This is a genomic window from Pelagicoccus albus (genome assembly GCF_014230145.1).
Classification (GTDB): domain Bacteria; phylum Verrucomicrobiota; class Verrucomicrobiia; order Opitutales; family Opitutaceae; genus Pelagicoccus; species Pelagicoccus albus.
The window spans coordinates 326,342-349,016 of record NZ_JACHVC010000001.1 but is presented as its reverse complement, the minus strand read 5'-3'; the positions used below and the strand labels follow the sequence as shown (position 1 = coordinate 349,016).

The following is a 22,675-nucleotide window of genomic DNA, read 5'->3' as shown; positions in this document are numbered from 1 at the left end:
TCACCTTTCCAATGTACAAACGTACCATTCTCGTCACCTGCCCTAAAGCCTGTTCCGAAATCCTTGCAGAAGAACTCAAAAGCCTCGGCTACGAACCTACCTCGCTCGTTTCCAACGGCGTATTCACAACCGGAACCTACGAAGACTGTATTCGGCTCAACCTGACACTTCGTACCGGCCTCCGCGTGCTTTGGGAAGTAGACAATTTTATGGCTCGCGATGGAGAAGATCTCTACCATCAAGCCGTACGAATGCCTTGGGAAGAATGGATTCCAGAGGAGGATGCCTACATCTCCATCGTCTCATCCGTGCGAAACGATACCGTGGTAAATACGAACTTCCCTAACCTCCGCCTCAAGGACGCAATCGTGGATCGAATGCGAGAGGTCACCGGCGATCGCCCCAACTCCGGCAACGAACGCGATCGCGGAGTCGTCTTCCTCTACTGGCACGAGGAAGAGGTCTGCATCTACTTGGACACTTCCGGCATACCAATTTCCAACCGGAACTACCGTTCCATGCCGGGAGCTGCTCCCATGCGCGAAAATCTGGCAGCCTCCGTCATCAATGCGACTCGCTGGGACAGAAAATCTACCTTTGTAAATCCCATGTGCGGATCAGGCACACTGGCAATCGAGGCAGCCCTAATCGCTTCTGGCGTTCCGGGCCAGCAACAGCGCCACGAGTTTGCATTTCAACATTTCAAGCCCTACGACGCCAAGCGTTACGAAGAGATTCGCAAGGAGCTCCGCAAACGCATCCCTGACTCACTCCCCTTTCAAATCATCGCCTCCGATATCGATCGTCAGGCCATTCGGGCCGCTGAAACCAACGCAAAAAAAGCGGGCGTCGCCCATCTCATCGACTTCCGAGTTTGCGATTTCCGAGAATCACCCATTCCGGATGAGCCTGGAGTCATCGTATTGAATCCTGAATACGGCGAACGACTCGGCGAACAGAGACAGCTTGAAACGATATACAAAGCGATCGGCGACTTGTTTAAACAAAGCTGCCAAGGATACTGGGGATACATTTTCACCGGAAACAAGACTTTAGGAAAAAGGGTCGGACTCAAAACCAAGCGTAAAATCGAGTTCTACAACGGTCCTATCGAATGTCGTCTACTGGAATACGAACTTTACGGCGGCACCCGTAATCCCAAATACACGAATCAATAAACGAAGTAGCAGGCCACCGAATACAAATGAACACCGTTAGCTACAACCGAGAAGCTTGGAATCAGCAATCGATTCGGGGCAGCGAATGGTGCACGCCTGTTTCTTCCGAAGAAATTGAATCCGCCCGAAAGGGGGACTGGAAAGTAATCCTTACTCCAAACAAAGCCGTCCCTAAAGCATGGTTTGGCGACCTGCCAGGCAAAGCACTGTTGTGTCTTGCTTCCGGCGGCGGACAGCAAGCTCCTATCCTCTCCGCGGCTGGAGCGAAGGTTACCAGTTTCGACAACTCAGACGAACAACTCGCAAAAGACCTGCTCGTTGCGAAACGAGATGGACTCGAAATAACTGCCAAACAGGGAGATATGGCTGACCTTTCGGCATTTCCCGACAGCTCTTTCGATCTAATCTTCCATCCTGTTTCCAATGTATTCGTCGAATCCGTACTGCCCGTGTGGAAAGAGTGTTTTCGAGTTTTAAAACCAAATGGACGGCTTCTCTCTGGATTTATGAATCCTGCATTTTTCCTTTTCGATCACGACGAACTTGAGAACGCAGGTGAGCCTGTAGTAAAATATTCAATACCTTACTCGGACAAAAGCGACCTTCCGCCTGAGAAACTAGAGAAAATCCAGAGGGATAAAATCGCGTACGAGTTTGGACACAGCCTTCAAGACCAAATCGGCGGCCAAACTGCCGCCGGATTTGTAATCGCTGACCTTTACGAAGATGACTGGAGCGATGAAGCTTCACCGCTCAATAAGTACTTCCGCATCAATATGGCGACACTCGCAATTAAACTAGAAGTGCCACAGGTTATCTAAAATCTATTCAGCAAACACAGATTTTAGGCCCATACTTATTGATGGAGCGACCATGGTAAAATGGTCGAAGCCGGGCAGAACCGTGATCTCATAACTCCCCTCGGTCGCCCAAGTTGTCTCGAGCAATTTTTCAAGTGGCTCCAGATCATCGAGAAACTCAGCTTTCCCTTCCTCGTCTCCGCTAATCACGACCAGCTTGCAGTCTCTCTTTCCTTCAAAGGAAGCTGCAGCAGTGCTTAGAAAATCTAGCTGCCCTAGCAGGTAGGGACTTCCCGACACGATTCCGGTGAAAAGCTCCGGCTTTTCGCAATAGGCGTAGAGAGAAAAAAGGCCTCCCAGCGAGTGACCATAAAGATAACGCTTATCCGTATCGACAGGATACTCTTCCTCGATCAGAGGGAAAGCCTCCGTCTCGAGGAACTTCAAAAAAGCAGGACCACCTCCACTGTCCGCCGCTCCAGAATAAGGTTGCGGGCTGAGGTCTCGCGACCGGTTATTGCCTCCATTAAGATCCAGTGTTCCCCACCCGATGCCTACAATAATCACTGGTGGCACGGAACCTGACCAGCCTAGCTGCGTCGCCACCGAAGACATCAAAGGATAGGAATGGTCACCATCGAGAGCGTAAATAACGGGAAAGCTCCTGCCCGGATCAATCGCTGCTTCAGGAGGCACTCGAACATAAAAGTAAAATTCGTCACCAATGTCTTCCGATTCGATTCTCTGAATCTCCGTCCCGACCAATATCGGCAGCTCGCTTGTCGGAACATCAGCCCTCAAGAAACTGGATCCGAAGCCAAGGAGTATCGCAATTTGAAAGATAAGAAAACGACGCTTAGAGGTTTTGAACATGGAGCAGATCAAGCAGTAAGCATACCACGGGCATCTTTCCACGTCATGTATTGATCGATACAACAAACCTTCAAGGTCTTGGGGCTGTGAGGGATTTTAAGGCCTCCTTAGCCCTATCAGATAAATCGCCTTCGGCTTCCGCCAACATCGCCAAGCCCTCCTTATAATCATCAGTGAGCTCCATTTGCGGGCGGCTTGTGCCCAGTAAAAGTTTCTCGATCAAACGCCCACGAACTTTGCCACTTGGCAGGTCGTCTACAATTGAAACAAGCTGCGCTCCACCGTCACTCCTTCTTGCGAGTGACCACCCCATACTGGCAACCAATTTGCTCTTCTCCTCGGGTGACTGAACCTGCTCCAAATAATCCACGGCCTTATCAAAATTCTGATTCAAGAGTCCGTTGAATGATCTCCGTATCAGTTGCTCACGCTCTTTTGAACTTTCTATCGAATCCGCTATCCGCAGTCCGACCTCTGGTTGCATAAACGCCACTTGACGACCGATCTGCGTTGCGTATTCACCCATAAGTCCCGAGCTTTCCAAGCGCTCAACCAAAGCGAAAATCTCACTCTCACCGCTATTTCGGAACGTTGACTGTACCATGGAGGCAAATACAGATTTCACCGCCGGGTCATCTAGGTTGTCAAAAGCGTAGCTCAAGGCGCCATCTTTGTCTGCTTCAACCCAACCTTTCAGGAAGCCCTCAAAAGCGCTTTTGGCTTCTTCGGGGTCATCAATAGCCGCCATAGCTTCCAGAGGTGAGTCTGTATCTAAAATTCCCCAACGTTGAAACAACTGGCTAACGAGCCGGTTCCGGTCTACATCGCTTTCGATCATCGCGAATTTAGACAGTAGCTCCGTCTGGCTCCCGTTTTCGAAAGCTTCGGTTATCAAAGAATTCCCAAATGAAGCGTATTTCCGATTCGAACTATCCGAAGCCATCAACTCCAGCAGAACATTCGGGTCCTGTTTCGCCATTTCGGCGACCGCGCCACGCGCATGTCTCGAATACCAATTCGATGATTCCTCCAAAATAGGTAATGCAACCGCCCAAGCCGCATGGACATCGGTATGTGCCCATCCAGCCAATACGGCAGATAGAGCGTCACCTCGGTCTCGGCCAGCCATCTCGATCGCTCTGGCATAGGCGACCTCTCCGTCTATCTCTCCCCACTTCACAAAAAAAGGCCGCATCAAACTGCCACGCAATCTAGGCTCCTTCACCTCTAGGATTTCAGCTAGAACTCCCTCGGCCTGCTCTGGAGTCATTTCCTCGAATAACTTTTCAAGCTCGTATTGCCTCCTCCGGTGCGAATCGAAGGCAGTCGCCGCTTCTACTCTTTGAGAAAAGCTAAGGACCAGGGACCCCGGCTGGGCAGATCCATCCGCACCTTGGGTAATAGGATCAACCATTCCTTCCGCAAGAGATCGATCCGCCAAAGGACGATCTGGGCTCGGCTCTGTGACCTCCTCCTTTGACTCCAAAGACAGAGCAACAAAGGAAACAGTGGCCCAAGAGCCCAATAAACCTCCGACAATAAATACGGAGACGAAAAGCAGGGGATTCTTTTTCATACTCAGGGTAGCTGGACTTTAGAAAACGATATTATCCTCAGGATACAAATCGTATTAATACTTACCGTCAAAATCGTACGGTAACGCTTTTTGAGACGTTGCAAAACGATCGTCTATTCATCTCGCTTTCGCTGAATTTATCCTCATCAACGGCTCCTCTTCTCGGACAATGAAAAAGACATTCAAACGCACAGCGAAACTTCAGTACGAACGTTGGATCGATTCCGTCAAAAACGAGGTTCGGAAATACCTGAAACGGGAGCGTAAGAAAAAACTGCCCGAAGGCACCGACTACTGGGATTTCGAATGCCAGTACGGATCCGAACAAGAGACTGCCAAAGCCATACATGTAGCTGAGTTGATCAAGTATATCGACCAAGCGGCGGCACAGAACCGAGAGTCGTTTTATCTCCAAATTCTCGCCAAGCCTAGAATCCGTTCCAAACAAGGAACAGCACCCCAAAAAGACTCCGCAAACTAGACGCCTCGTCTAGCATCGGACTCTTTCCGTTCAACAAAGAACTAGCCCCGCACCATTTCCCTACGTATCATTAGGGCGAATACACTCGGGTCATCATTTTTTCGTCCCTAGGACCAGAGAGGCACGCGCTAGGCGCTAATACAAAACGGACGAGATATCCGCTTTGTTTATCCGAACGTCGGAAAATCGACTAGATCGCCTTGCCGAAGTAGTCGCTTGCATACAAGTTGTACGAAACACCCGCCCCCCCAAACAAACTACTCTAACTACCCTACCCACCGCTCTCGCTACCTAAAAGCTAGAAGACGGAATACTACGCACATACCCCCGACGAACGACTAAACGGTCGACCGCAATCGCTGCTGCGTACCCAAATTTTCCTACTCGGAAGACAAACAAAAAGATACTCCATGAAACTAACCCAAAAAATACACCTACCCAAACCGTTCCGCACGGGCCCGATCTTGGCCCTCGCAACGGCTCAAGCCCTGTGCTCCTACGCCATGGCTCAGGATGACAGCGACGAAGAAATCTTCGAACTGTCTCCTTTTGAAGTATCCGCCGATGAAGACGATATCGGATATCGCCAGCAAAACACCTTGGCGGGTTCTCGCATGCGGACAAATATCGCCGACATAGCTGCATCGATCACAGTCGTAACAAAGGAGCAAATCGAAGATACCGCCTCGCTCGACGTTAACGACCTATTCCGTTACGAGGCAGGCACTGAAGGCTCATCAACCTACACGCCGGGCACTACCTCGTCTCGCGGTGATGGTTTAGCGGATACCAATGCGGGCTTCGCCGCCGGTTTCACAGGAGCCACAACTACCAACGCTTCCTCTAACACAGTGCGCGGTCTTGGTAGTCCTGACTCCTCGGTCAACTTCTATCGTGCGGTAAAGCAGATCCCACTGGATTCCTACAACGTTCAGTCCGTGGAAATCAGCCGCGGTCCAAACTCAATGCTTTTCGGAGTAGGCAGCCCAGCAGGCGTGGTAAACCAAACCCGCCTGCAAGCGAATTTGGACGATGATTCGCTCGGCGTGAAATTCCGCTTCGACGACAACGGTTCCCAGCGAGCCAGCCTTACTTTCAATAAGTCTTTGATTGAGGGTAAACTGGCCATAGCGGGAGCGCTTCTAGCCGACCGTACGGAATTCGTTCGCAAGCCATCCTACGACGAAAGCGACCGATTCTACGCAGCCATCACCTACAAGCCGTTCGAAAAGACCACACTGAAAGTCAACTTCGAGAGTTACGAAAACGAAAACAACCGTCCTAATACCATCACGCCAATCGACTATGTCACGGAATGGCAAGATGCGGGACGTCCTGTTTACGATTCGCAAACTCGCACCGTCACCTACTTGGACTCGGGCGAAGTCGTCGGACCCTACACGCGTGAAGCAGGATCCCCATCCATCACCGACACCCAAGCCTACGTCATGTCGCTAAGCGACTACGATGCCAGCCTGTGGGCCGATGAGAACATGCTCAACTACAACGGGGTCAACATTTATGGATACGGAGCCATGACCAATCCGAATTCCCCGCTCTACGTCCCTGCTCTACGCGTAGTAACAGGTCGTCCGACTATGCAAGTCGCGGATGGACAGATCCAGAATTGGTTCTTCCAAGTGCCAGCCAAGTACCGCAGCGCTTTCGGCGAAAGTGCGGGACCAACAAGTGCTGATATCTATGCGAATGCGGCGAACGCAGCTGCCTACGATCAAAACGGTACCTCTTCGAACCTGTATTCGCAATTGGATACAAATCTAGTACGTGCCTACTATCCAGGGGTCACCGACCAGTCTATCTACGATTGGACCGAAGTAAATACACTTCAGATGAACTTCGGATCGGAAGAGGCTACGACCTATAACCTGGAGTTCGAACAGCAGTTCACCGACGAACTCTACTTTTCGGCCGGTTGGTTCCATCAAGAGTTTGAAAACGTGGCGAGCTACACGGTTTCCCAGCTCAATGCTCCTGCCCTCTACGTGGATACTAATATGTATCTGCCAGACGGTTCCGACAATCCGTACTACCTAGGCGTGTACATGCAAGATGTCGACCCTGACCAATTCAGTCAGGACGTCGAAAACGATCAGTATCGCGCCATGCTGGCCTACACTCCGGACTTCACTGGAAACGACGGCTGGACCAAGTGGCTGGGCAGTCACCAGTTCATCGCCCTCGCCTCCAAAGAAGAGCAAACGCTCAAGACCGAAAGACTTCGCCTCTTCCTTACCGACAGTAACGAAGTCGATCTGGGAATGATCAACTACATGCCTGATCAATCCGTAGCCGGCTATAACTACGAACGCTCCAGAATCCGTCGTACCTTCTATCTATCCACACCTGGCACCGAAGCCATGGTTAACACAGGTAGTGGTACGATGACTACGCCGTTTACCGCGAATCAGATGGTATACAATTGGGAGGATTCCGAATGGACGGACGTCTCCTACAGCATGGCCTTCCACAACCACCAAGTCGGAACCTCCGCATTCCAGAATGAAATCACCTCTTGGAACATCGGTGGCACCAGCCGCTTGTGGAACGACCGCATCATCGCGACTTACGGTATTCGTAACGACAAGGATGATACCCGGTCAACTAGCCTATCGGGACTGACCAATGAAGATAAATGGACAGATGGATACATCAACAAAGAGACCCTCTGGAACAACTACGCGGACTGGCAAACATGGGAAAAGGACACCAGCACGCTCGGTATTGTCTTCCGCCCCTTCAGCGGATGGAAGTCCATCGACAGCCGCGCCAACCAGTTCTCCGAGTTCCTCAACAGCTTGGCATTCACCTACAACACTTCGGATACATTCAACCCACCTGATGTTTCCTACGTGGACGGATTTGGGACTCAGCTCCCTATTCCAAGCGGAGAAGGCAAGGACTACGGTATCCAGTTCTCCATGTTCGAAAACAAGCTCTTCGCCCGTTTGAGCAAGTTCGAGGCTTCCAACGAAAATGCTGCCGTACGAGCCCAGCTCGCTTTGGCTCGCTACCGCGACTTGATCGATGTGGGACAATTCCGCAGTTGGGCTCGCACCATCGCCAAGATCAACATGGGGCTTGACCCAACCGATAGCGCCGCCTTCTCCGACGACATCCTGAGTGATGCAGACGAGACTGCGGTTCAGAATGCAGCAGCAGCGATTTGGGGCCAAAACTACGACTACTACAATGAGCTAGGCGGTACCCTTGGCCAAACCTCATCAGTCGCCGCAGAGGGTTACGAATTGCAGATCAACTACAATCCGATGCCTAACTGGACCATCAAAGCGACCGCAACCAAAGAGGAAACCATCAACGACAATATCGCCCCAGAGTTCACCGCCTGGTACAACGAGCGTAACCCAATCATGGCAAGCGCCCAAGCGAGCGACTACTTGGACTCAGCCTACCAAGGCTTTGCCACCTACACCACCGACGGCGGTACCGCAGTTGACTTGAGCAACTTCCTCACCAGCTACGGCTACAACTCGACCGTGCGTGCTGACGACGCTGTCAATGGTTGGACCAATGTCACCAACTACTACAACCTCGTAGTGAATCCGGCAGTACTCTCGGACCGAGCTCTAGCCGGAACCGTCGTGGCCAACCAGCCAAGGTACAAGTGGAACCTGATCACCAACTACAAGTTCACCGACGATAAGCTCAAGGGCGTATCCGTCGGCGGCAGCTACCGTTGGATCGGGAAAAAGGCGATCGGCTACTACGGCCAATCTAGCGGCGTTACGGAAGGCGTGCTCGATATCCCAGATATCGATCGTCCTATCTACACTCCAGCCGAGAGCTATGTCGACTTCTGGGCTGCGTATTCACGCAAGATCCGCAACGAGTCGATCGACATGAAGATCCAGCTCAACGTGGTCAACGCCTTCGAAAGCGGACACCTTCAAACTGTGGCCGTCGACTTCAATGGAAGCCCCTACGGCTACCGCATCGTAGATCCAAGAAAGTTTATTCTCTCACTATCGTTTGATATGTAGTCTGAGTTTAAAAAACGATGCAAAGGAAGGCGTCTCCCATGGGAGGCGCCTTTTCTTCTGGGAACACCCCAACCTCGGCTCTGCTAGAAAAGTTCGGTGAAAGCAGTGCCTAGGACGCCAGATCTCTTAAACCGTCCAGATCAAGCAACTCCACAGATCGACCTTCCAGAGCGATTAGCCCACGGGAAACCATATTCGCCAGCGTCCGCGAGAGAGACTCTGGCGTGGTTCCGAGAAGATTGGCCAACTGGGCTTTGGAAGTCCTCAAAGTGACACGGCTTTTTCCACCCTGCGAGTCCGATAAAAACACGATATGCGAAGCAATACGGGCTGGCACTTCCCTGAGGGCCAGATCCTCGATCTGCGAAGAAAACCGCCTCAGCTTCATAGAAAGATTCGCCAGCATGTTCAGCGAGAGTGAAGTATCCTTCTCCAACAAGGCGACGAAACGATCACGCGGTATGGCCAACAAACGGGTACGCTTGATCGCACTCGCCGAGGCGGGATAAGGCTTGCCGTAGAAGACAACTACCTCGGCGAAAGACTCGCCCGGACCGCAGAGATGCAGAATCTTCTCCTTCCCCTCCGAGTTACTCTTGTAGACTTTGACCTCTCCTTCCGCGACGATGAAAAATCCAGAGGCCGCCTGCCCTTCACTCATGATGACAGCGCTCTTTTCATAAACTCGCTCGAAACAAATCTCGGCGAGGTTCGAAAGATCCTCTTGGGCCAGGCCTTGGAAGAGGGTTGTGCGCGAGAGTGCGGTTTCGATTTTAGCCAAGTCCATTGCGAAGCAAGTGCTACGCATTCAAGAGGCGAGCGCAACGAGAGCTTTACTCCAATAGACGAAAAATAGGTCCTATTTCCGTTTTCTTGATCTGGCTCAAGGAAATCACCGCCACTTTCCCCTATGATTCAGGCACTCCCTCCTTAATCCAAACCGGAGAACCAAGAATCATGTTTTGTAATCAATGCGAACAAACCGCCCGCGGCGAGGCGTGCTGCACCATAGGTGTTTGCGGGAAAAACGAGGAGGTCGCCGGCCTTCAAGACGCTCTCATCCATGCCCTACAGGGCATCGCTCACCTCGCGGTAGCAGCTCGTGGGGCAGACATCATAGACCAAGATTTGGATACTTTCGTCATGGGAGGCATTTTCACGACTTTGACCAATGTCGACTTCGACCCGCAACGCTTAGCCAAACTCATCCACCAAACCGTCGAACGACGTGCAGCCTTCGCTCAACGCTTGACCGAAGCTGGCGTAGAAATTCCACAGAACCATCCGTCTATCAATTTTGCACCGGCTTCAGACTGCGAATTGCTCGTCGAGCAAGGAAAACAGCTGAAGCTCGTCGAAACGCTCGATTCCGATCCAGACATTCGTTCGTTGAAGCAAATCCTGTTGTACGGAATCAAAGGAATAGCCGCCTACGGAGATCACGCCGCGAAGTTCGGAAAAGTGGATACAGATGTCTGCTCCTTCATCTACGATGGGCTTGTAGCGCTCGGCGCGGAAGGGCTGAGTCTAGAGGATTGCGTGGCCGCCGCTATGAAAGCGGGCGAGATCAACCTGAGAGCCATGGAGATTCTGGACGAGGGCAACACCGGTCGATTCGGTCACCCTGTCCCGACTTCTGTCCCCTTGGGCCACCGCAAGAACAAGTGTATCCTCATAACCGGACACGATTTGACCCATCTCGAACTGCTACTGAAACAAACAGAAGGCAAAGGCATCGACGTCTATACGCACGGCGAAATGCTCCCTTGCCACGGTTACCCGGAGCTCAAGAAATACGATCACTTCATCGGCCACTTCGGAACCGCTTGGCACAACCAACGCCTCGAGTTCGGAGATTTTCCGGGCCCGATTCTATTTACCACCAATTGTATCCAAAAACCTGGACCCCATTACGCGGATAGGGTTTTCACGACGGGACTAGTCGGCTGGCCGGGTATCAAACACGTCGAAGAAAACGACTTCTCCGAGGTCGTGGCCAAAGCCTTGGAAATGGAGGGCTATCAGGAAGATTCGGAAAATGGCTCCGTCATGGTTGGCTTCGCCCGCAACGCCGTTATGGGCGTCGCGGACAACGTCATCGAGGCGGTGAAGGCTGGCGATATCAAACACTTCTTCCTCGTGGGTGGTTGCGACGGTTCAAATGGGGGCCGCGACTACTATTCTGAATTCGTGGCCAAGACACCAAAGGACAGCGTCGTACTGACCCTCGCCTGCGGAAAATTCCGTTTCTTCAACCAAGAACTGGGTGACATCGGAGGCATCCCTCGTTTGCTCGACATCGGCCAGTGCAACGACGCCTACTCCGCCATTCAGATCGCGGTTGCCCTGTCCAAAGCATTCGACTGCGGAGTCAATGAACTCCCGCTATCCATGGTGCTTTCCTGGTACGAGCAAAAGGCGGTTTCCATCCTACTCACCCTCTTGTATCTTGGAATCAAGGACATCCGGCTCGGCCCGACCTTGCCGGCCTTCATCACTCCTAAGGTATTGGATTTCCTCGTGGAGAACTTTAATATTCAGCCCATCACCACGCCGGAAAAGGACCTCGAAGCCCTTCTCGCCTCGTAGGCGAAACGTTCATTTATCTTCCATCCACAGAACCTCGTCGGCCACAAGCCGGCGGGGTTTCGTTGTGTCCGCCCCCCGGCAGGATATTCTGTATTTCAAAATCGCTGACGGTCCGAGGAAGGGAGTTTCGACTTCACGTTGCTTCGGGACCTACATGGAAGCTCTCCCCTAATCCCCTTTCCCCGCCATGATACAGACCCTCGTCTTTACCCTCATCACCGCCAGCATCGCGTTGCTGACCTTCCTAAAATGCCGCCAATCAGGCGAACGCGGAACCGATGCTAAAGAGTATTTCCTGGCCGGCGGCGGACTGAGTTGGGTCTTCGTAGCAGGCTCTTTGACTCTTACTAACATCAATACCGACACCTTGGTCGGCTGGAACGGAAACCAAACCTTAATCGTCGTCTGGTGGGAACTAGCCGGAGTCATTGGATTCTACCTCTTAGCCAAAGTCTTTCTACCCATCTATTTCAAGAACGAGTGCACGACCGTCACCGAGCTGCTGGAGAGACGTTTTGGCGAACCACACCTTCGTGCCACAGTGGCCTTCCTTTTCCTGATCGGCAACGTGGCAATCTTCCTGCCCATCATGCTCTACACGAGCTCCCTCTTTCTCATATCGCTCTTCGGCTTGGAGATGCCCTTGATACTGGTCGCTACTACCATCGCCATAGCGGGAGCCTTGTACGCCATTTTCGGAGGACTACGAGCTGTCGCGATCTCGGACACCTATAGCGGAGTTCTGCTCTTTGGCATGGCCCTCGTGGTAGTATTCCTCGCCTTGGCTGCCGTCGATTGGGACCTTTCAGGACTCCCGCCAGAACGCCTGCAACTGATCGGCGACTCCTCCTCTAAAGTTCCTTGGCACACGCTCTTCACCGGATTGATTCTCGTGCAAGTCTACTACTGGAGTACCAACCAAACTATCACCCAGCGTGCCTTGGCCGCTAGCTCGCTGAAGGAAGCCCAAAAGGGTTGTTACGCGGCCGCCATCATTCGCCTCACTCTTGTCCCCGCCATCGTAATCGTCCCGGGCCTCTGTGCCTACAAGCTGTATGGAGAAACCGGAGACAGCACCTACGGCCGCATCGTAGCGGATACGCTCCCGCATTGGTTAACCGGAGCCTTCGCAGCCGCCATGGTCGCAGCTACCATGACCAGCTTCAATTCGACGCTTAATTCCTCCGCCGCTCTCTACGTTTGCGACCTCCATCAACGCTACATCAATCCAACAAAAAATGTCGCAAAACTCAGCGTCACGGTCTCTATCCTCTTCGCCCTGCTTGGCATCGGGCTAGTTCCATTCTACATGGGAGCCGAGAGTATTATCCAGTTGATCCAACAGCTCATCGGACTCTTCAGCATGCCAATTTTGGCTTCCTTCATTACCGGCCTCCTCTTCAGGGATGTCGACGCCCGAGCAGTGATCGCTTCTCTGCTCTTCGGAGCTGGACTGTACGCCCTACTCACTTTCGGCTGGGAAGCGTGGTACGAGGCCGATCCTGCAACACGACTCGCTCCCTGGCACTTCCTTCACGCCATGACCCTCACCGTAGCCGGTTGCGTAGGCTTCGCCCTCTCGGTCAACTTGATTATCTTTGGCAAAAGAGCTCGTCTCGACACCGGCCCAAGGACCTGAGAATTTCCAAGCCACTTCTAAAACCAGATGGGCCAGAGCATCACGATTCGCAGCAACCGCCAGATTTGCGACTCGCCTCTTCGCGCTGCTTGAGCTTCATGTCACGCCACTGTTCACGCTCGAGCTGCGTGGCCCCGATATGCTTGCGACCGAGAGCCTTGCTGATCTCGACCTGCTTCTGACGCTCCGCTGCACGTTGGCGTTGTTCCTCGGATAACGTATCGAAACAATGGGGACAGCTCGTGCCTTCGACGAACTTCTCCGACTTCAGGTCCTCCTCGGTCAATGCGTGACGACACGCCCGGCACATTTCGTAGTCGCCCTTTTTGAGCGAGTGATCCACCGCGACACGGTTGTCGAAAACGAAACAGTCCCCTTCCCAGAGACTTTCCTCGGGGTTAACCTTTTCGAGGTAGTTGAGGATTCCACCTTCCAAATGGTACACCTTTTCGAAGCCTTCCTTGAGTAGATAGGAAGTCGACTTTTCGCAGCGAATACCGCCGGTGCAGAACATCGCGACTTTCTTGTCCTTCTTGTCGGCTAGCTCCTTGCGGACGTACTCGGGAAACTCGCGGAAAGACTTGGTCTTTGGGTCAATCGCTCCCTTAAAAGTGCCGATCTCGTACTCATAGTCATTGCGAGTATCGACCAGAATCACGTCGGGATCGGATATCAGTTCGTTCCACTTCTCTGGGGAAATGTACTCGCCCACCTGATCGTTGGGGTTCACCTCCGGAAGGCCTAAGCGAACAATTTCCTGCTTCAGACGCACCTTCATGCGATAAAAAGGACACTCGTCTGCCCAAGATCGCTTAACCACCAGCTCACCGATAGCAGGGTCGTTTTGCAAATAGTCGAGTACCGCCTCCACACCTGCTTCCGGACCTGCCATGGTGGAGTTGATGCCCTCGCGAGCCAACAAGATCGTGCCTTTGACGCCGTTGTCCTCGCAAACTTTCAACAAGGGCTCCTTCCTCGCCTCGAAATCGGGCAGGTCTACAAACTTGTAGTAGGCGACAACCAATGACTTTTCCGTGCTCATGAAGGCGGGGATAGCTGGGAAGATCGAAATGTCCAGTCTAGTCGAAAGCTCTGAGACTGCTCGGTAAGCGTACCCTCTTCGACAAAAGCCTCTTCCCAAGTCCTAAGGCATTTCACGAAAGCACAAAAAACCGCCGAAGCTAATAAAGCATCTCGACGGTCGCGTGTTGGTTAAAAGTGGTTCGGCAGGATCAGTCGTCCTTCGGCTTGTAGGAGCGATGCCCCTTTTTACGGGCATCATTGATCTTATCCATAGTGGCGACGACTGCCGCCTGATCAGCCACCTCGAAAGCTGCTTTGAGCTCTTCCAAGAGAACGACAGTCTCCTGCATGCCCTCTTGGTAACCGTGCATGAACTTTTCTTTCGCCTCTTCCCCTTCTTGTTCAGCAAGTAAGATGGGGTCCATATCTATGGAATTCTTGGCATGCTCGATCATGGTCCCAACCATTTCAGCCGCGTGGGCAAACTCGGCGGGATCCTTGGCAGCACGGCGAATAGACTTCCATGCTTTGTTCATAGAACTCATCTCTTCCTGCAGAGGAGTTTCTTCGTGTTCGCCTTCATGATGATCGGCGAAGACCATTGCGTTCGGAGCGATGAGGCTGAGACCTAGGGCTAGGAGGGACAGATTTTTCATAGAATTAGATTCGGTTTTAGTTCAAAACACTACAAGCGGAGGAGGATATCTGCTGCAGATGAAATGGTAGACGCATCAACTCAGGAAAAAGTTGCGGTCAATCTCCAGAGAAAGGTCCACAGAGTCAGGCCGCGAGCACTCTCACCCCTCTTAACCGATATCATGCGATAAAAGGCCCTTGCTCGAAGCAAGGGACCAAGCAGGCGGAACCAAGCCCAAGAAGCAAATCGAATACAGAAAACGTCCCGCTCTTTGGAACGGGACGTCTTGAAATAACAACTACGGACTAGACTTAACCGCCAACTGCAATCTTGGCCATCGCGCCCATGTGTCCGCGGAGGACGGTGCCGATCTTTTCGACTCCGTGGCTGCGAATCTTGGCGTTGGCAGCTACAAGCTCTTGGTTGTCGACTGCGGTGCAGCTGCACTCGAGGCCCTTGCCGATCACGTCAGTCTTGATGCCCTTCATGAAGTCAGCGAGCAATGGAACCGCCGCGTAAGAGAAGAGGTAGCAACCGTATTCAGCCGTGTCCGAGATAACCTTGTTCATCTCGTAGAGCTTCTTGCGCCCGATGGTGTTGGCGATCAGAGGCGTTTCGTGCAGAGACTCGTAGTAAGCAGACTCTTCTTTGATACCTGCATTGGTCATGGACTCGAAGGCAAGCTCAACACCGGCACGAACGAAAGCAACCATCAGGATGCCCTTGTCGAAGTACTCTTGCTCGGAGATCTCTACGTCGCCAGCAGTAGATTTTTCAAACGCTGTTTCGTTGGTCGCTTCGCGCCAAGTGAGCAGATCCTTATCGTCGTTATCCCAGTCAGCCATCATACCGCTGGAGAACGCGCCAGACATGATGTCTTCCTGGTGCTTGTCGAAAAGGTCACGCATGATGTCCTTTAGCTCTTCGGAAAGCTCGAAAGCCTTGAGCTTGGCTGGATTGCTGAGGCGATCCATCATGTTGGTGATACCGCCGTGCTTGAGAGCCTCACAAATGGTGTCGAAGGAGTGCTGAACGAACTTGGATGCCCAGCCCGCTTCGATTCCTTCTTCGATCATCTTGTCGTAAGCGAGAAGCGAACCGGCCTGCAGCAAGCCACAGAGAATTGTCTGCTCGCCCATGAGGTCGGACTTAACTTCAGCGATGAAGCTAGACTCGAGACAGCCGGCACGATCGCCGCCAGTGGCACAAGCGTAAGCCTTGGCGATGTCCCAGCCCTTGCCTTCTGGGTCGTTTTCGGTGTGAACCGCGAGAAGAGTTGGTACGCCAAATCCACGCTTGTACTCTTCGCGCACCTCGGTTCCAGGGCTCTTTGGAGCGACCATGATAACGGTCAAGTCCTTGCGGATCTCCATGCCTTCTTCGACGATGTTGAAACCATGGGAGTAAGCCAATGTGGCTCCCTTCTTCATGAGCGGCTGAACGGCGTTGATAACCGCGGTGTGCTGCTTGTCTGGAGTGAGGTTGAGAACCAGGTCAGCGCTAGGAAGCATTTCCTCGTAAGTGCCAACTGCGAAACCATTCTCGGTCGCGTTCTTCCAAGACTGGCGTTTCTCTTCGATCGCTGCTCCGCGGAGGGTGTAGCTAACGTCGAGACCGGAGTCACGCATATTGAGGCCTTGGTTCAAGCCCTGAGCGCCGCAACCCACGATGACCACTTTCTTGCCCTTGAGTGCTTCGACTCCGTTGAATTCGGAGGAGTTCATGAAACGGCAACGGCCGAGTTGCTCAAGTTTTTGAGCCAAGGTCAGTGTGTTGAAGTAGTTTTTTCTGCTCATTGTTACGAAGGTCTAAAATTGGGAAATCACGCACTATGGTTGCTCCCCCCCGCGGGTAAAGCGCTTTTTCTTCTATAAGAATGTAGCCAATCGAGAGCTTGAAACTAACGGGCTTTCTCTACGACCCACATTCGGCAATCCTCTGAAAAATCGAAAACCCGATCCGACTCGTGGGCCAATTCGCTGCGCATCGCTGTCTGCAGCACGTGAAAGCCCACTGCCTCTAACTCCTGGCAGACCTCGCTTTGAGTCGGCACGTGCATGAAGGTCGTTCCGTGTTCCGATTCGAAATGCCGGTCACCGAAATCGATGAGATTTGGGTTCCGGGAAAGATCATGCTCAGGATCGTCTTTCACTGCGAAAACCTTGGAGTAGAGGCGATCCTCCCGATCTAGAGTGGAAAACAAGAAACGTCCGCCGGGGCGCAACACTCTATATATCTCCTGCAAGGCGAGCCTGCGTACCGCCCTGCCTGGAATCTGCATGAGGCCGTTGAAGGCAAAAATCACCCCATCAAACGACTGGTCCGCAAAGCTCAGACGAGTTGCATCCTCCCTTTGGAAGGTAAATGGACACCCGAGACAGTCCGCGATCTCCCGAGATTCCGCCACCATCGACTCCGCCAGATCTGTTCCTAGAACGCTTTTAAAGCCCTCCTCCCAGAGCCCAATCGTTACCCGACCAGCCCCGCAGCCTAAATCCAGCAATTTTTCTTCCTTCGACAAGTATTTGCTAAACAACAATTTCTCCGATTCCCACAGCCCAATATTGGCCACAGCCTTCGCATAATGTTGCACTGTCGACTGCTCATTGAAATAACCGCGAACTCTTTCTACATCCATTTTCGGAAAATTTTCCGATAAAAAGATTGATCAAACACCGCAAAGCGACCTTATTACGCGGTTTCCAATTTTTCCGATGAAGGCAACTATCCAAACACAGGGCAAACAGTACACCGTCACAGAAGGCGACGTTCTAATCGTGAACCGCTACCCAGAGACGGAAGCCGGCTCAAAGCTCGAAATCAACGAAGTCCTAACAGTGGGCGAAGGCGATGCATTCAAGCTCGGCGCTCCCTTCGTCGACGGCGCAAAAGTCTCCGCTACCATTCTAGAAAACAAGCGCGGCCGCAAGATCGTGGTTTTCAAGAAGAAGAAGCGCAAAGGCTACGAACGCCGCCGCGGACACCGCCAAGAGCTTTCCGTAATCAAGATCGACTCAATCGAGTCCTAACCCACAACCTTTTAGCTAGAGCGATAGCACTTACCAGTCATGGCACATAAAAAAGGACAAGGAACTTCCAAGAACGGACGCGATTCAAACCCAAAGAACCTCGGTGTTAAGAAGTTCGGCGGAGAAGAAGTCATCGCCGGCAACATCATCGTACGTCAGCGCGGGACTCGTTTCCACGCCGGCAAGAACGTAGGCATGGGTCGCGACCACACGTTGTTCGCGCTTTCCGACGGCAAGGTCGTTTTCGACAGAGAACACCGGAAGGTGGCAGTCGAAGCCTAAGCGTTTAAACGACAAACTTTTCAGAAGCCCTTTCCGGTCCATCCGGAGAGGGCTTTTTTTACGCTTCGTCCCATCGCACTCCTTAACCGGCCAGCCAAACTGCCGATCAAACCCCCAACACGATGGACGACGAGCGACTACGGCAACTGAAACGACAGAAGAGCTTGATTCTGGAGCACCTGAATTGGATCGACCAAGAAATCGCTCGAGTCGAGCTGTCCTCCACGCCTTCGGTTCCAAGCAAACGAGAAAACAGGCTTGCTGAAGCCTTTCCCGAAGATCGCCCTGTCGAAAAGTCGCTTGATCCAGAGTCCTCCCCACAGAATCAAGTGGCTGCAGACCTATATTCAGAACTCGGACCCGACACAAAAAACGCCGTCGCGGACACCAAAAAAGGCTGCCTGCTCATCGGAGCAGCCGCCTTCGCCAGCCTCGCAGCGCTAGTGTGCTACGTTATATTTTTCTATTAGCCAAGGGAGAGACTAGCCTTTGAGCACATACTGATTGGCGATCACCACACCGCTCAACATGCTGCCCACAATACCAAGGTAGCCCTGATCCGCTCCGCAAAGGAACAGATTATCCCAATCCGTGCGACCATCTTTCACCTTCCGAGGAGAACCATAAATAGCCCCCCTCGCCCGTCGCGTGAATCGCTTGATAGTCTTCGGCGTAAACATATCCGTGGCCACGAGCTCTCCAGAATGATCCCTCGTCGGCTTAGGCATCATGGGTAGGATAGAATTCTGGATACGGCCGAACCACTCCTCTTTCGCCGCTTGGTAACGCTCTTCCGAGAAGCCGCACCAAGCGTCATGATTGGCAAGACAGGTAACCCGAACGAGCCCCTCTTTCAAAGGACGATCCCCAAATTCAAAATTGTTCGGCAAGCAGATTACGCCACTTCGCAAATCGATTTGCTCCTCGGGGGCCTCATACACGAAACGATCCGAATCATTGAAAAATACGATCGTATCATCGCCCCAGCCCCAAGTTTCCGGCAATGTCTCGTAGACTGCGATGGTTTCAGAAAAGGCGAGTTTACCCGCATCCTTGGACTGATCCGCGATAATTGAAGGATCCACCAGCGAGTAAGTTTCCGGCAAACCAGCACAGGAAAGTATGACATCCGCCGTGATCTCCTCGCCGTTATCTAGCTCGATGCGGCTAATCCGCCCCCCTTCCTCGATCAGACGTTTCACGCCCGTCTTCATTTTCCGGATACCACCTAGCTTACGGTAACGATCCAAGACAACACGAATGAGCAAGCGAATCCCTTCCGCTGGGCGCGCTAGTCCCTCGTGGAAAATGGACCGAAACATGATAACGAACTGCCCCACATCCATATCATTTTCCACAGCGGACCCGTAGTACATGAGCGGGCAAAAAATCATCTCCTCGAGGAGCGGATCCGAGATGAATTGCTTGATCCACGAACGGGCCGATTGATAGGGCTGCTCCAGATCTCGATCTGGAAAATCGCGAATCGTTTCGCTTAGCTTCCTGAAGCCATCAACCTGACCTGGAAAGGCCGCTTCGACTTCACTCTCCAACAAGCCTTCGTCATTTCCAAATCGCAGATTAACCCCCGGGAAGGCGACCCGCGATGACTTTTGTTCTATCAGATCAAGCTCTGCTCGATCGATGCGAAGCTGACGAAGAAGCTTGTTAAAGATGGCCCGCCTTTCGGAGGCGGGTACGAAGTTGGTCATGGCGTGCAGTCCGACGTCATACTTGCGCCCTTCTTTCGCATAAAAGCTATTCAATCCACCAGGAGCATTATGCTGCTCTAAGATGATAGCCTTCTTGCCAAAATGAGCGGCCCGTATGCCCGCCGACAATCCAGACATTCCCGCTCCTATTATCGCTACGTCGTAGTGCTCTGCCATTCGGTACTCAACTTACGGATACAAGAATGGCCCAACCGTTACGGTGGGCCAATCCATTAAAATAGTTCTAAGCGGGCGCGTCTTAAACGAGTGCGTTGAACTTTGGAGTCAGGTACTCCGCGCAGCTGTCGAGAGAAGCAAGTTCGACGTAGTCGGCTTCGGGCACCTCGATGCTGTGCTGTTTACGAAGTTCCATCACGATATCGAGAAAATCCATCGAATCGAGATCCAGTTGCTCACGTAGGGCCACATCGCCTTTTACATCGCTAAGATCCTCGTCTGGAGCTATTTCTGCGATGATGTCGAGCACCACTTGCTTGCATTCGTCTTTGGTCATGTAAGTTGTTCTTTGCTAGTTCGAAAAGCGCTTGATGATCAGCGCCGAGTTAATACCGAGCATACCAAAGGAATTATTGAGAATGGCGTCAACCCGTTTCGCTTGCTTGGCCTCGTTGATCACAAGCCCGGGCAAGTCGCATTTGGGGTCCAAATTGTCGACGTTGATCGTGGGGTGAACAAGTCCATCCTCAAAAGACGGCAAGTTGCCGGCCAGCTCTAGAGCCCCTGCCGCTCCCATAGCGTGCCCAATATAGCCCTTTGTATTGTTGATGTGGGTGTCGGGACAATCGGAGAAAACCTCTCGAACCGCCTCGCACTCCTGGATATCTCCCATCGGCGTCGCCGTGGCGTGAGTGCTAACGATATGAATGTCTCCCGGCTCCATTCCAGCCTTCTTGAGAGCCCCCCTCATGCACTCGGCTTGTCGCTGGGGATTTGGGAGCACGTAGTCGGTTGCATCCGAATTGATGTTGTAGCCCACAATCTCGCCATAGATTTTAGCGCCTCGAGCCTGAGCGTCTTCGAGTCGCTCTAGGGTATACAATGCTCCCCCCTCTGAAACGACGATACCGTTGCGGGCCGTGTCGAACGGACGTGAAGCCTTGTTGGGGTCTTCGTGATCCGCCAACGCGCCTTGGCTCTTGAAACCAGCAAATATGCCGAAGGAGCGGATACTCTCCGAAACACCTCCAGCAATCGCAAAATCGACCTCTCCGAGCTGCAACATCTGCATACCCTGGATCAAGCCAAGGTTACCCGCCGCGCAGGCCGCTCCGATTGTGTAGGCCGGCCCGTGAACCTTGAGGTTTAGGGAGACTTCGCCCGCAGGATTGTTAGAGACTGTTCTGGGATTGTGGTGGTGGGACCAAAACTTCGTATCGTAATCGAATTGAGAGATGTTGTAGACCTCGTTCTCGGTCTCCACGTTTCCGTGCTCAGTGGTACCCACATAGATGCCAGTCCGATCGGAAACGAGATCTTCGACCGCGATACCCGCATCTGCCAAAGCCTCTCTCGCACAATAGATTGAGACACTCCCTGCTCTTGTTCCGACGCGCAATTCTTTGCGTTTCTGATACTTAGTTGCATCGAAATCACAAACACCAGCGAGGACTTGCCCCATATAACGCATATCGATGCGACTAATTCCTGCCCGACCTTCTAGAAGACTCTGACGGAATTCCTGAAGCGTATTTCCATTGGGCGATGTGAGGCCAACTCCGGTGATTACAACTCTGCTTAGTGCCATTAGGTTTGTTGGAAGAATGCTATCGAGCGAAACAAAGAATCGGGGTTAGCCTTTTTTCACCGCCATTCAACAAAAAATAAGACTCCGATAAAAGACCATACGTAATCGGACTTATAACGGGATCGCAGATTCCCCTCAGTTACCCTTGAAGGCATTTCCCTCAAATCGCATTCGAAACAAGCAGTGAGACGTTTCGAGGCTGTAACCCTCCGACATTTCTTGGAAGAAATCGTTAATCCGGCTAAAACCCGCAACAAACATGTTGCTTACGTTTCTTTACTCATCATTACTTGTGGTGTGCAGGACAGTATTATTACGTAACGCGTAAGAACTGACACCTACGAAATCGAACGCCTCTACGCCCGTATATTTAAGACCGCAGAACGAATGAAAGTCGTACTCATTGAAGACCAAATACTATTTCGCGAATTAACAGAATCAATCGTCCGAACTGACTTCGGACTAGACGTAGTGGGTCAATTCGAGGATGGAGAAGAAGGCCTACAAGCATGTCTCGACCTCCAGCCCGACCTAGTCATCCTTGACTTGAAGATCAAGAAGCTAGGCGGCCTGACCGTCTTCAACCGAATCAAGGACCGCACCCCAGAGTGCAAGGTTATCCTCGTCTCAGCTCACTTCACACCAGAAATCGTCAAAAACACCGTCGAACGCGGCGTGAACGGCCTGGTCACCAAGAATAGCTCGATCGAAAGCCTCAAGGACGCCATCGGACAGATCCTTAAGGGAGCCGTCTACTACTCGCCTGAAGCTTACAAGCTGCTCCGCCAACCAATCACCAACAAGGACTACAACGATAGCCTCAAGATGCTCACGCCTCGCGAGACTGACGTCCTCCAAATGGTGGGAGAAGGCTACAGCTCCAAAGAAATCGCTCGCTCCTTCAACCTGAGCGTACGCACCATCGACGCCCACCGCTCAAATATCATGCGCAAGCTGAACTTGAGAGGGGCAACCGACATGACCCGCTTGGCAGTGAAGCTGAAGCTGGTCAGCCAAGACTAGAGCTCCGAGCAAACTGGATTTTCGAAGACGCGACCTCTCAGCCGAGGGT

The 22,675-nt window shown here is 52.3% G+C and carries 20 protein-coding genes; 10 read left to right on the top strand and 10 right to left on the bottom strand.

Annotation, left to right across the window (positions count from 1 at the left end; genetic code table 11):
• Positions 1-11 precede the first annotated feature (11 nt).
• Together H5P27_RS01555 and H5P27_RS01550 are read left to right on the top strand one after the other, a co-directional pair.
• Positions 12-1,178 carry a THUMP domain-containing class I SAM-dependent RNA methyltransferase gene (locus tag H5P27_RS01555; protein ID WP_185658622.1) on the top strand — a complete coding sequence of 389 codons (1,167 nt, stop codon included), beginning with the start codon at positions 12-14 and terminating at the stop codon, positions 1,176-1,178.
• Positions 1,179-1,204: 26 nt separating this feature from the next.
• Positions 1,205-1,999, top strand: coding sequence for a class I SAM-dependent methyltransferase (locus H5P27_RS01550; RefSeq protein ID WP_185658621.1), 795 nt, complete (start codon positions 1,205-1,207; stop codon positions 1,997-1,999).
• A 3-nt stretch (positions 2,000-2,002) separates the two neighbouring features.
• Here H5P27_RS01550 and H5P27_RS01545 read toward each other — a convergent pair whose 3' ends face one another.
• Positions 2,003-2,851 (bottom strand): alpha/beta hydrolase, encoded by an 849-nt coding sequence (locus tag H5P27_RS01545; protein WP_185658620.1) that lies wholly within the window; start codon positions 2,849-2,851, stop codon positions 2,003-2,005.
• Positions 2,852-2,921: 70 nt separating this feature from the next.
• On the bottom strand, positions 2,922-4,427 hold the full coding sequence (locus tag H5P27_RS01540) for a hypothetical protein (protein ID WP_185658619.1): 1,506 nt from the start codon (positions 4,425-4,427) through the stop codon (positions 2,922-2,924).
• A gap of 169 nt (positions 4,428-4,596) precedes the next feature.
• Between H5P27_RS01540 and H5P27_RS01535 the strand changes: the two genes are divergently transcribed.
• Both H5P27_RS01535 and H5P27_RS01530 read left to right on the top strand, forming a co-directional pair.
• Positions 4,597-4,908: a DUF6172 family protein gene (locus H5P27_RS01535; protein WP_185658618.1), complete on the top strand. Its 312-nt coding sequence runs from the start codon at positions 4,597-4,599 to the stop codon at positions 4,906-4,908.
• Between the two features lie 410 nt (positions 4,909-5,318).
• The gene (locus H5P27_RS01530; protein WP_185658617.1) at positions 5,319-8,927 is read left to right on the top strand and encodes a TonB-dependent receptor; all 3,609 of its coding nucleotides are present in this window, start codon (positions 5,319-5,321) and stop codon (positions 8,925-8,927) included.
• 109 nt (positions 8,928-9,036) lie between these two features.
• Here H5P27_RS01530 and H5P27_RS01525 read toward each other — a convergent pair whose 3' ends face one another.
• On the bottom strand, positions 9,037-9,714 hold the full coding sequence (locus H5P27_RS01525; protein ID WP_185658706.1) for a Crp/Fnr family transcriptional regulator: 678 nt from the start codon (positions 9,712-9,714) through the stop codon (positions 9,037-9,039).
• Positions 9,715-9,884: 170 nt separating this feature from the next.
• Between H5P27_RS01525 and hcp the strand changes: the two genes are divergently transcribed.
• Both hcp and H5P27_RS01515 read left to right on the top strand, forming a co-directional pair.
• Positions 9,885-11,516: a hydroxylamine reductase gene (gene hcp / locus H5P27_RS01520; protein WP_185658616.1), complete on the top strand. Its 1,632-nt coding sequence runs from the start codon at positions 9,885-9,887 to the stop codon at positions 11,514-11,516.
• 187 nt (positions 11,517-11,703) lie between these two features.
• Positions 11,704-13,155, top strand: coding sequence for an SLC5 family protein (locus tag H5P27_RS01515; protein WP_185658615.1), 1,452 nt, complete (start codon positions 11,704-11,706; stop codon positions 13,153-13,155).
• A gap of 40 nt (positions 13,156-13,195) precedes the next feature.
• Here H5P27_RS01515 and trhO read toward each other — a convergent pair whose 3' ends face one another.
• From trhO to H5P27_RS01495, 4 genes are all read right to left on the bottom strand, one after another.
• A complete protein-coding gene (gene trhO, locus H5P27_RS01510) occupies positions 13,196-14,197 on the bottom strand; it encodes an oxygen-dependent tRNA uridine(34) hydroxylase TrhO (protein ID WP_185658614.1) in 1,002 nt (333 codons plus the stop codon).
• Positions 14,198-14,387: 190 nt separating this feature from the next.
• Positions 14,388-14,834, bottom strand: coding sequence for a cytochrome b562 (locus H5P27_RS01505; protein ID WP_185658613.1), 447 nt, complete (start codon positions 14,832-14,834; stop codon positions 14,388-14,390).
• Positions 14,835-15,126: 292 nt separating this feature from the next.
• The gene (gene ilvC, locus H5P27_RS01500) at positions 15,127-16,611 is read right to left on the bottom strand and encodes a ketol-acid reductoisomerase (protein ID WP_185658612.1); all 1,485 of its coding nucleotides are present in this window, start codon (positions 16,609-16,611) and stop codon (positions 15,127-15,129) included.
• Between the two features lie 104 nt (positions 16,612-16,715).
• On the bottom strand, positions 16,716-17,453 hold the full coding sequence (locus H5P27_RS01495; RefSeq protein ID WP_185658611.1) for a class I SAM-dependent methyltransferase: 738 nt from the start codon (positions 17,451-17,453) through the stop codon (positions 16,716-16,718).
• A gap of 76 nt (positions 17,454-17,529) precedes the next feature.
• Here H5P27_RS01495 and rplU point away from each other — a divergent pair, with 76 nt between their 5' ends.
• The 3 genes from rplU (at position 17,530) to H5P27_RS01480 (ending at position 18,596) form a co-directional block, all read left to right on the top strand.
• Complete coding sequence (rplU, locus tag H5P27_RS01490; protein WP_185658610.1) at positions 17,530-17,844, top strand: 50S ribosomal protein L21; 315 nt, start codon at positions 17,530-17,532, stop codon at positions 17,842-17,844.
• A 39-nt stretch (positions 17,845-17,883) separates the two neighbouring features.
• Positions 17,884-18,126 (top strand): 50S ribosomal protein L27, encoded by a 243-nt coding sequence (gene rpmA, locus H5P27_RS01485; protein ID WP_185658609.1) that lies wholly within the window; start codon positions 17,884-17,886, stop codon positions 18,124-18,126.
• Positions 18,127-18,248: 122 nt separating this feature from the next.
• Positions 18,249-18,596, top strand: coding sequence for a hypothetical protein (locus H5P27_RS01480; RefSeq protein WP_185658608.1), 348 nt, complete (start codon positions 18,249-18,251; stop codon positions 18,594-18,596).
• Positions 18,597-18,608: 12 nt separating this feature from the next.
• On the opposite strand, the gene H5P27_RS01475 is transcribed toward H5P27_RS01480, so the two are convergent.
• The 3 genes from H5P27_RS01475 to H5P27_RS01465 all read right to left on the bottom strand — a co-directional run bounded on the left by H5P27_RS01475 (position 18,609) and on the right by H5P27_RS01465 (position 21,603).
• Positions 18,609-20,015, bottom strand: a complete 1,407-nt coding sequence (locus tag H5P27_RS01475; RefSeq protein ID WP_185658607.1) for a phytoene desaturase family protein — start codon at positions 20,013-20,015, stop codon at positions 18,609-18,611.
• Positions 20,016-20,097: 82 nt separating this feature from the next.
• Positions 20,098-20,352, bottom strand: coding sequence for an acyl carrier protein (locus tag H5P27_RS01470; protein WP_185658606.1), 255 nt, complete (start codon positions 20,350-20,352; stop codon positions 20,098-20,100).
• Positions 20,353-20,367: 15 nt separating this feature from the next.
• A complete protein-coding gene (locus H5P27_RS01465; RefSeq protein WP_185658605.1) occupies positions 20,368-21,603 on the bottom strand; it encodes a beta-ketoacyl-[acyl-carrier-protein] synthase family protein in 1,236 nt (411 codons plus the stop codon).
• Between the two features lie 387 nt (positions 21,604-21,990).
• Between H5P27_RS01465 and H5P27_RS01460 the strand changes: the two genes are divergently transcribed.
• Positions 21,991-22,626 carry a response regulator gene (locus H5P27_RS01460; protein ID WP_185658604.1) on the top strand — a complete coding sequence of 212 codons (636 nt, stop codon included), beginning with the start codon at positions 21,991-21,993 and terminating at the stop codon, positions 22,624-22,626.
• Positions 22,627-22,675: the final 49 nt, after the last annotated feature.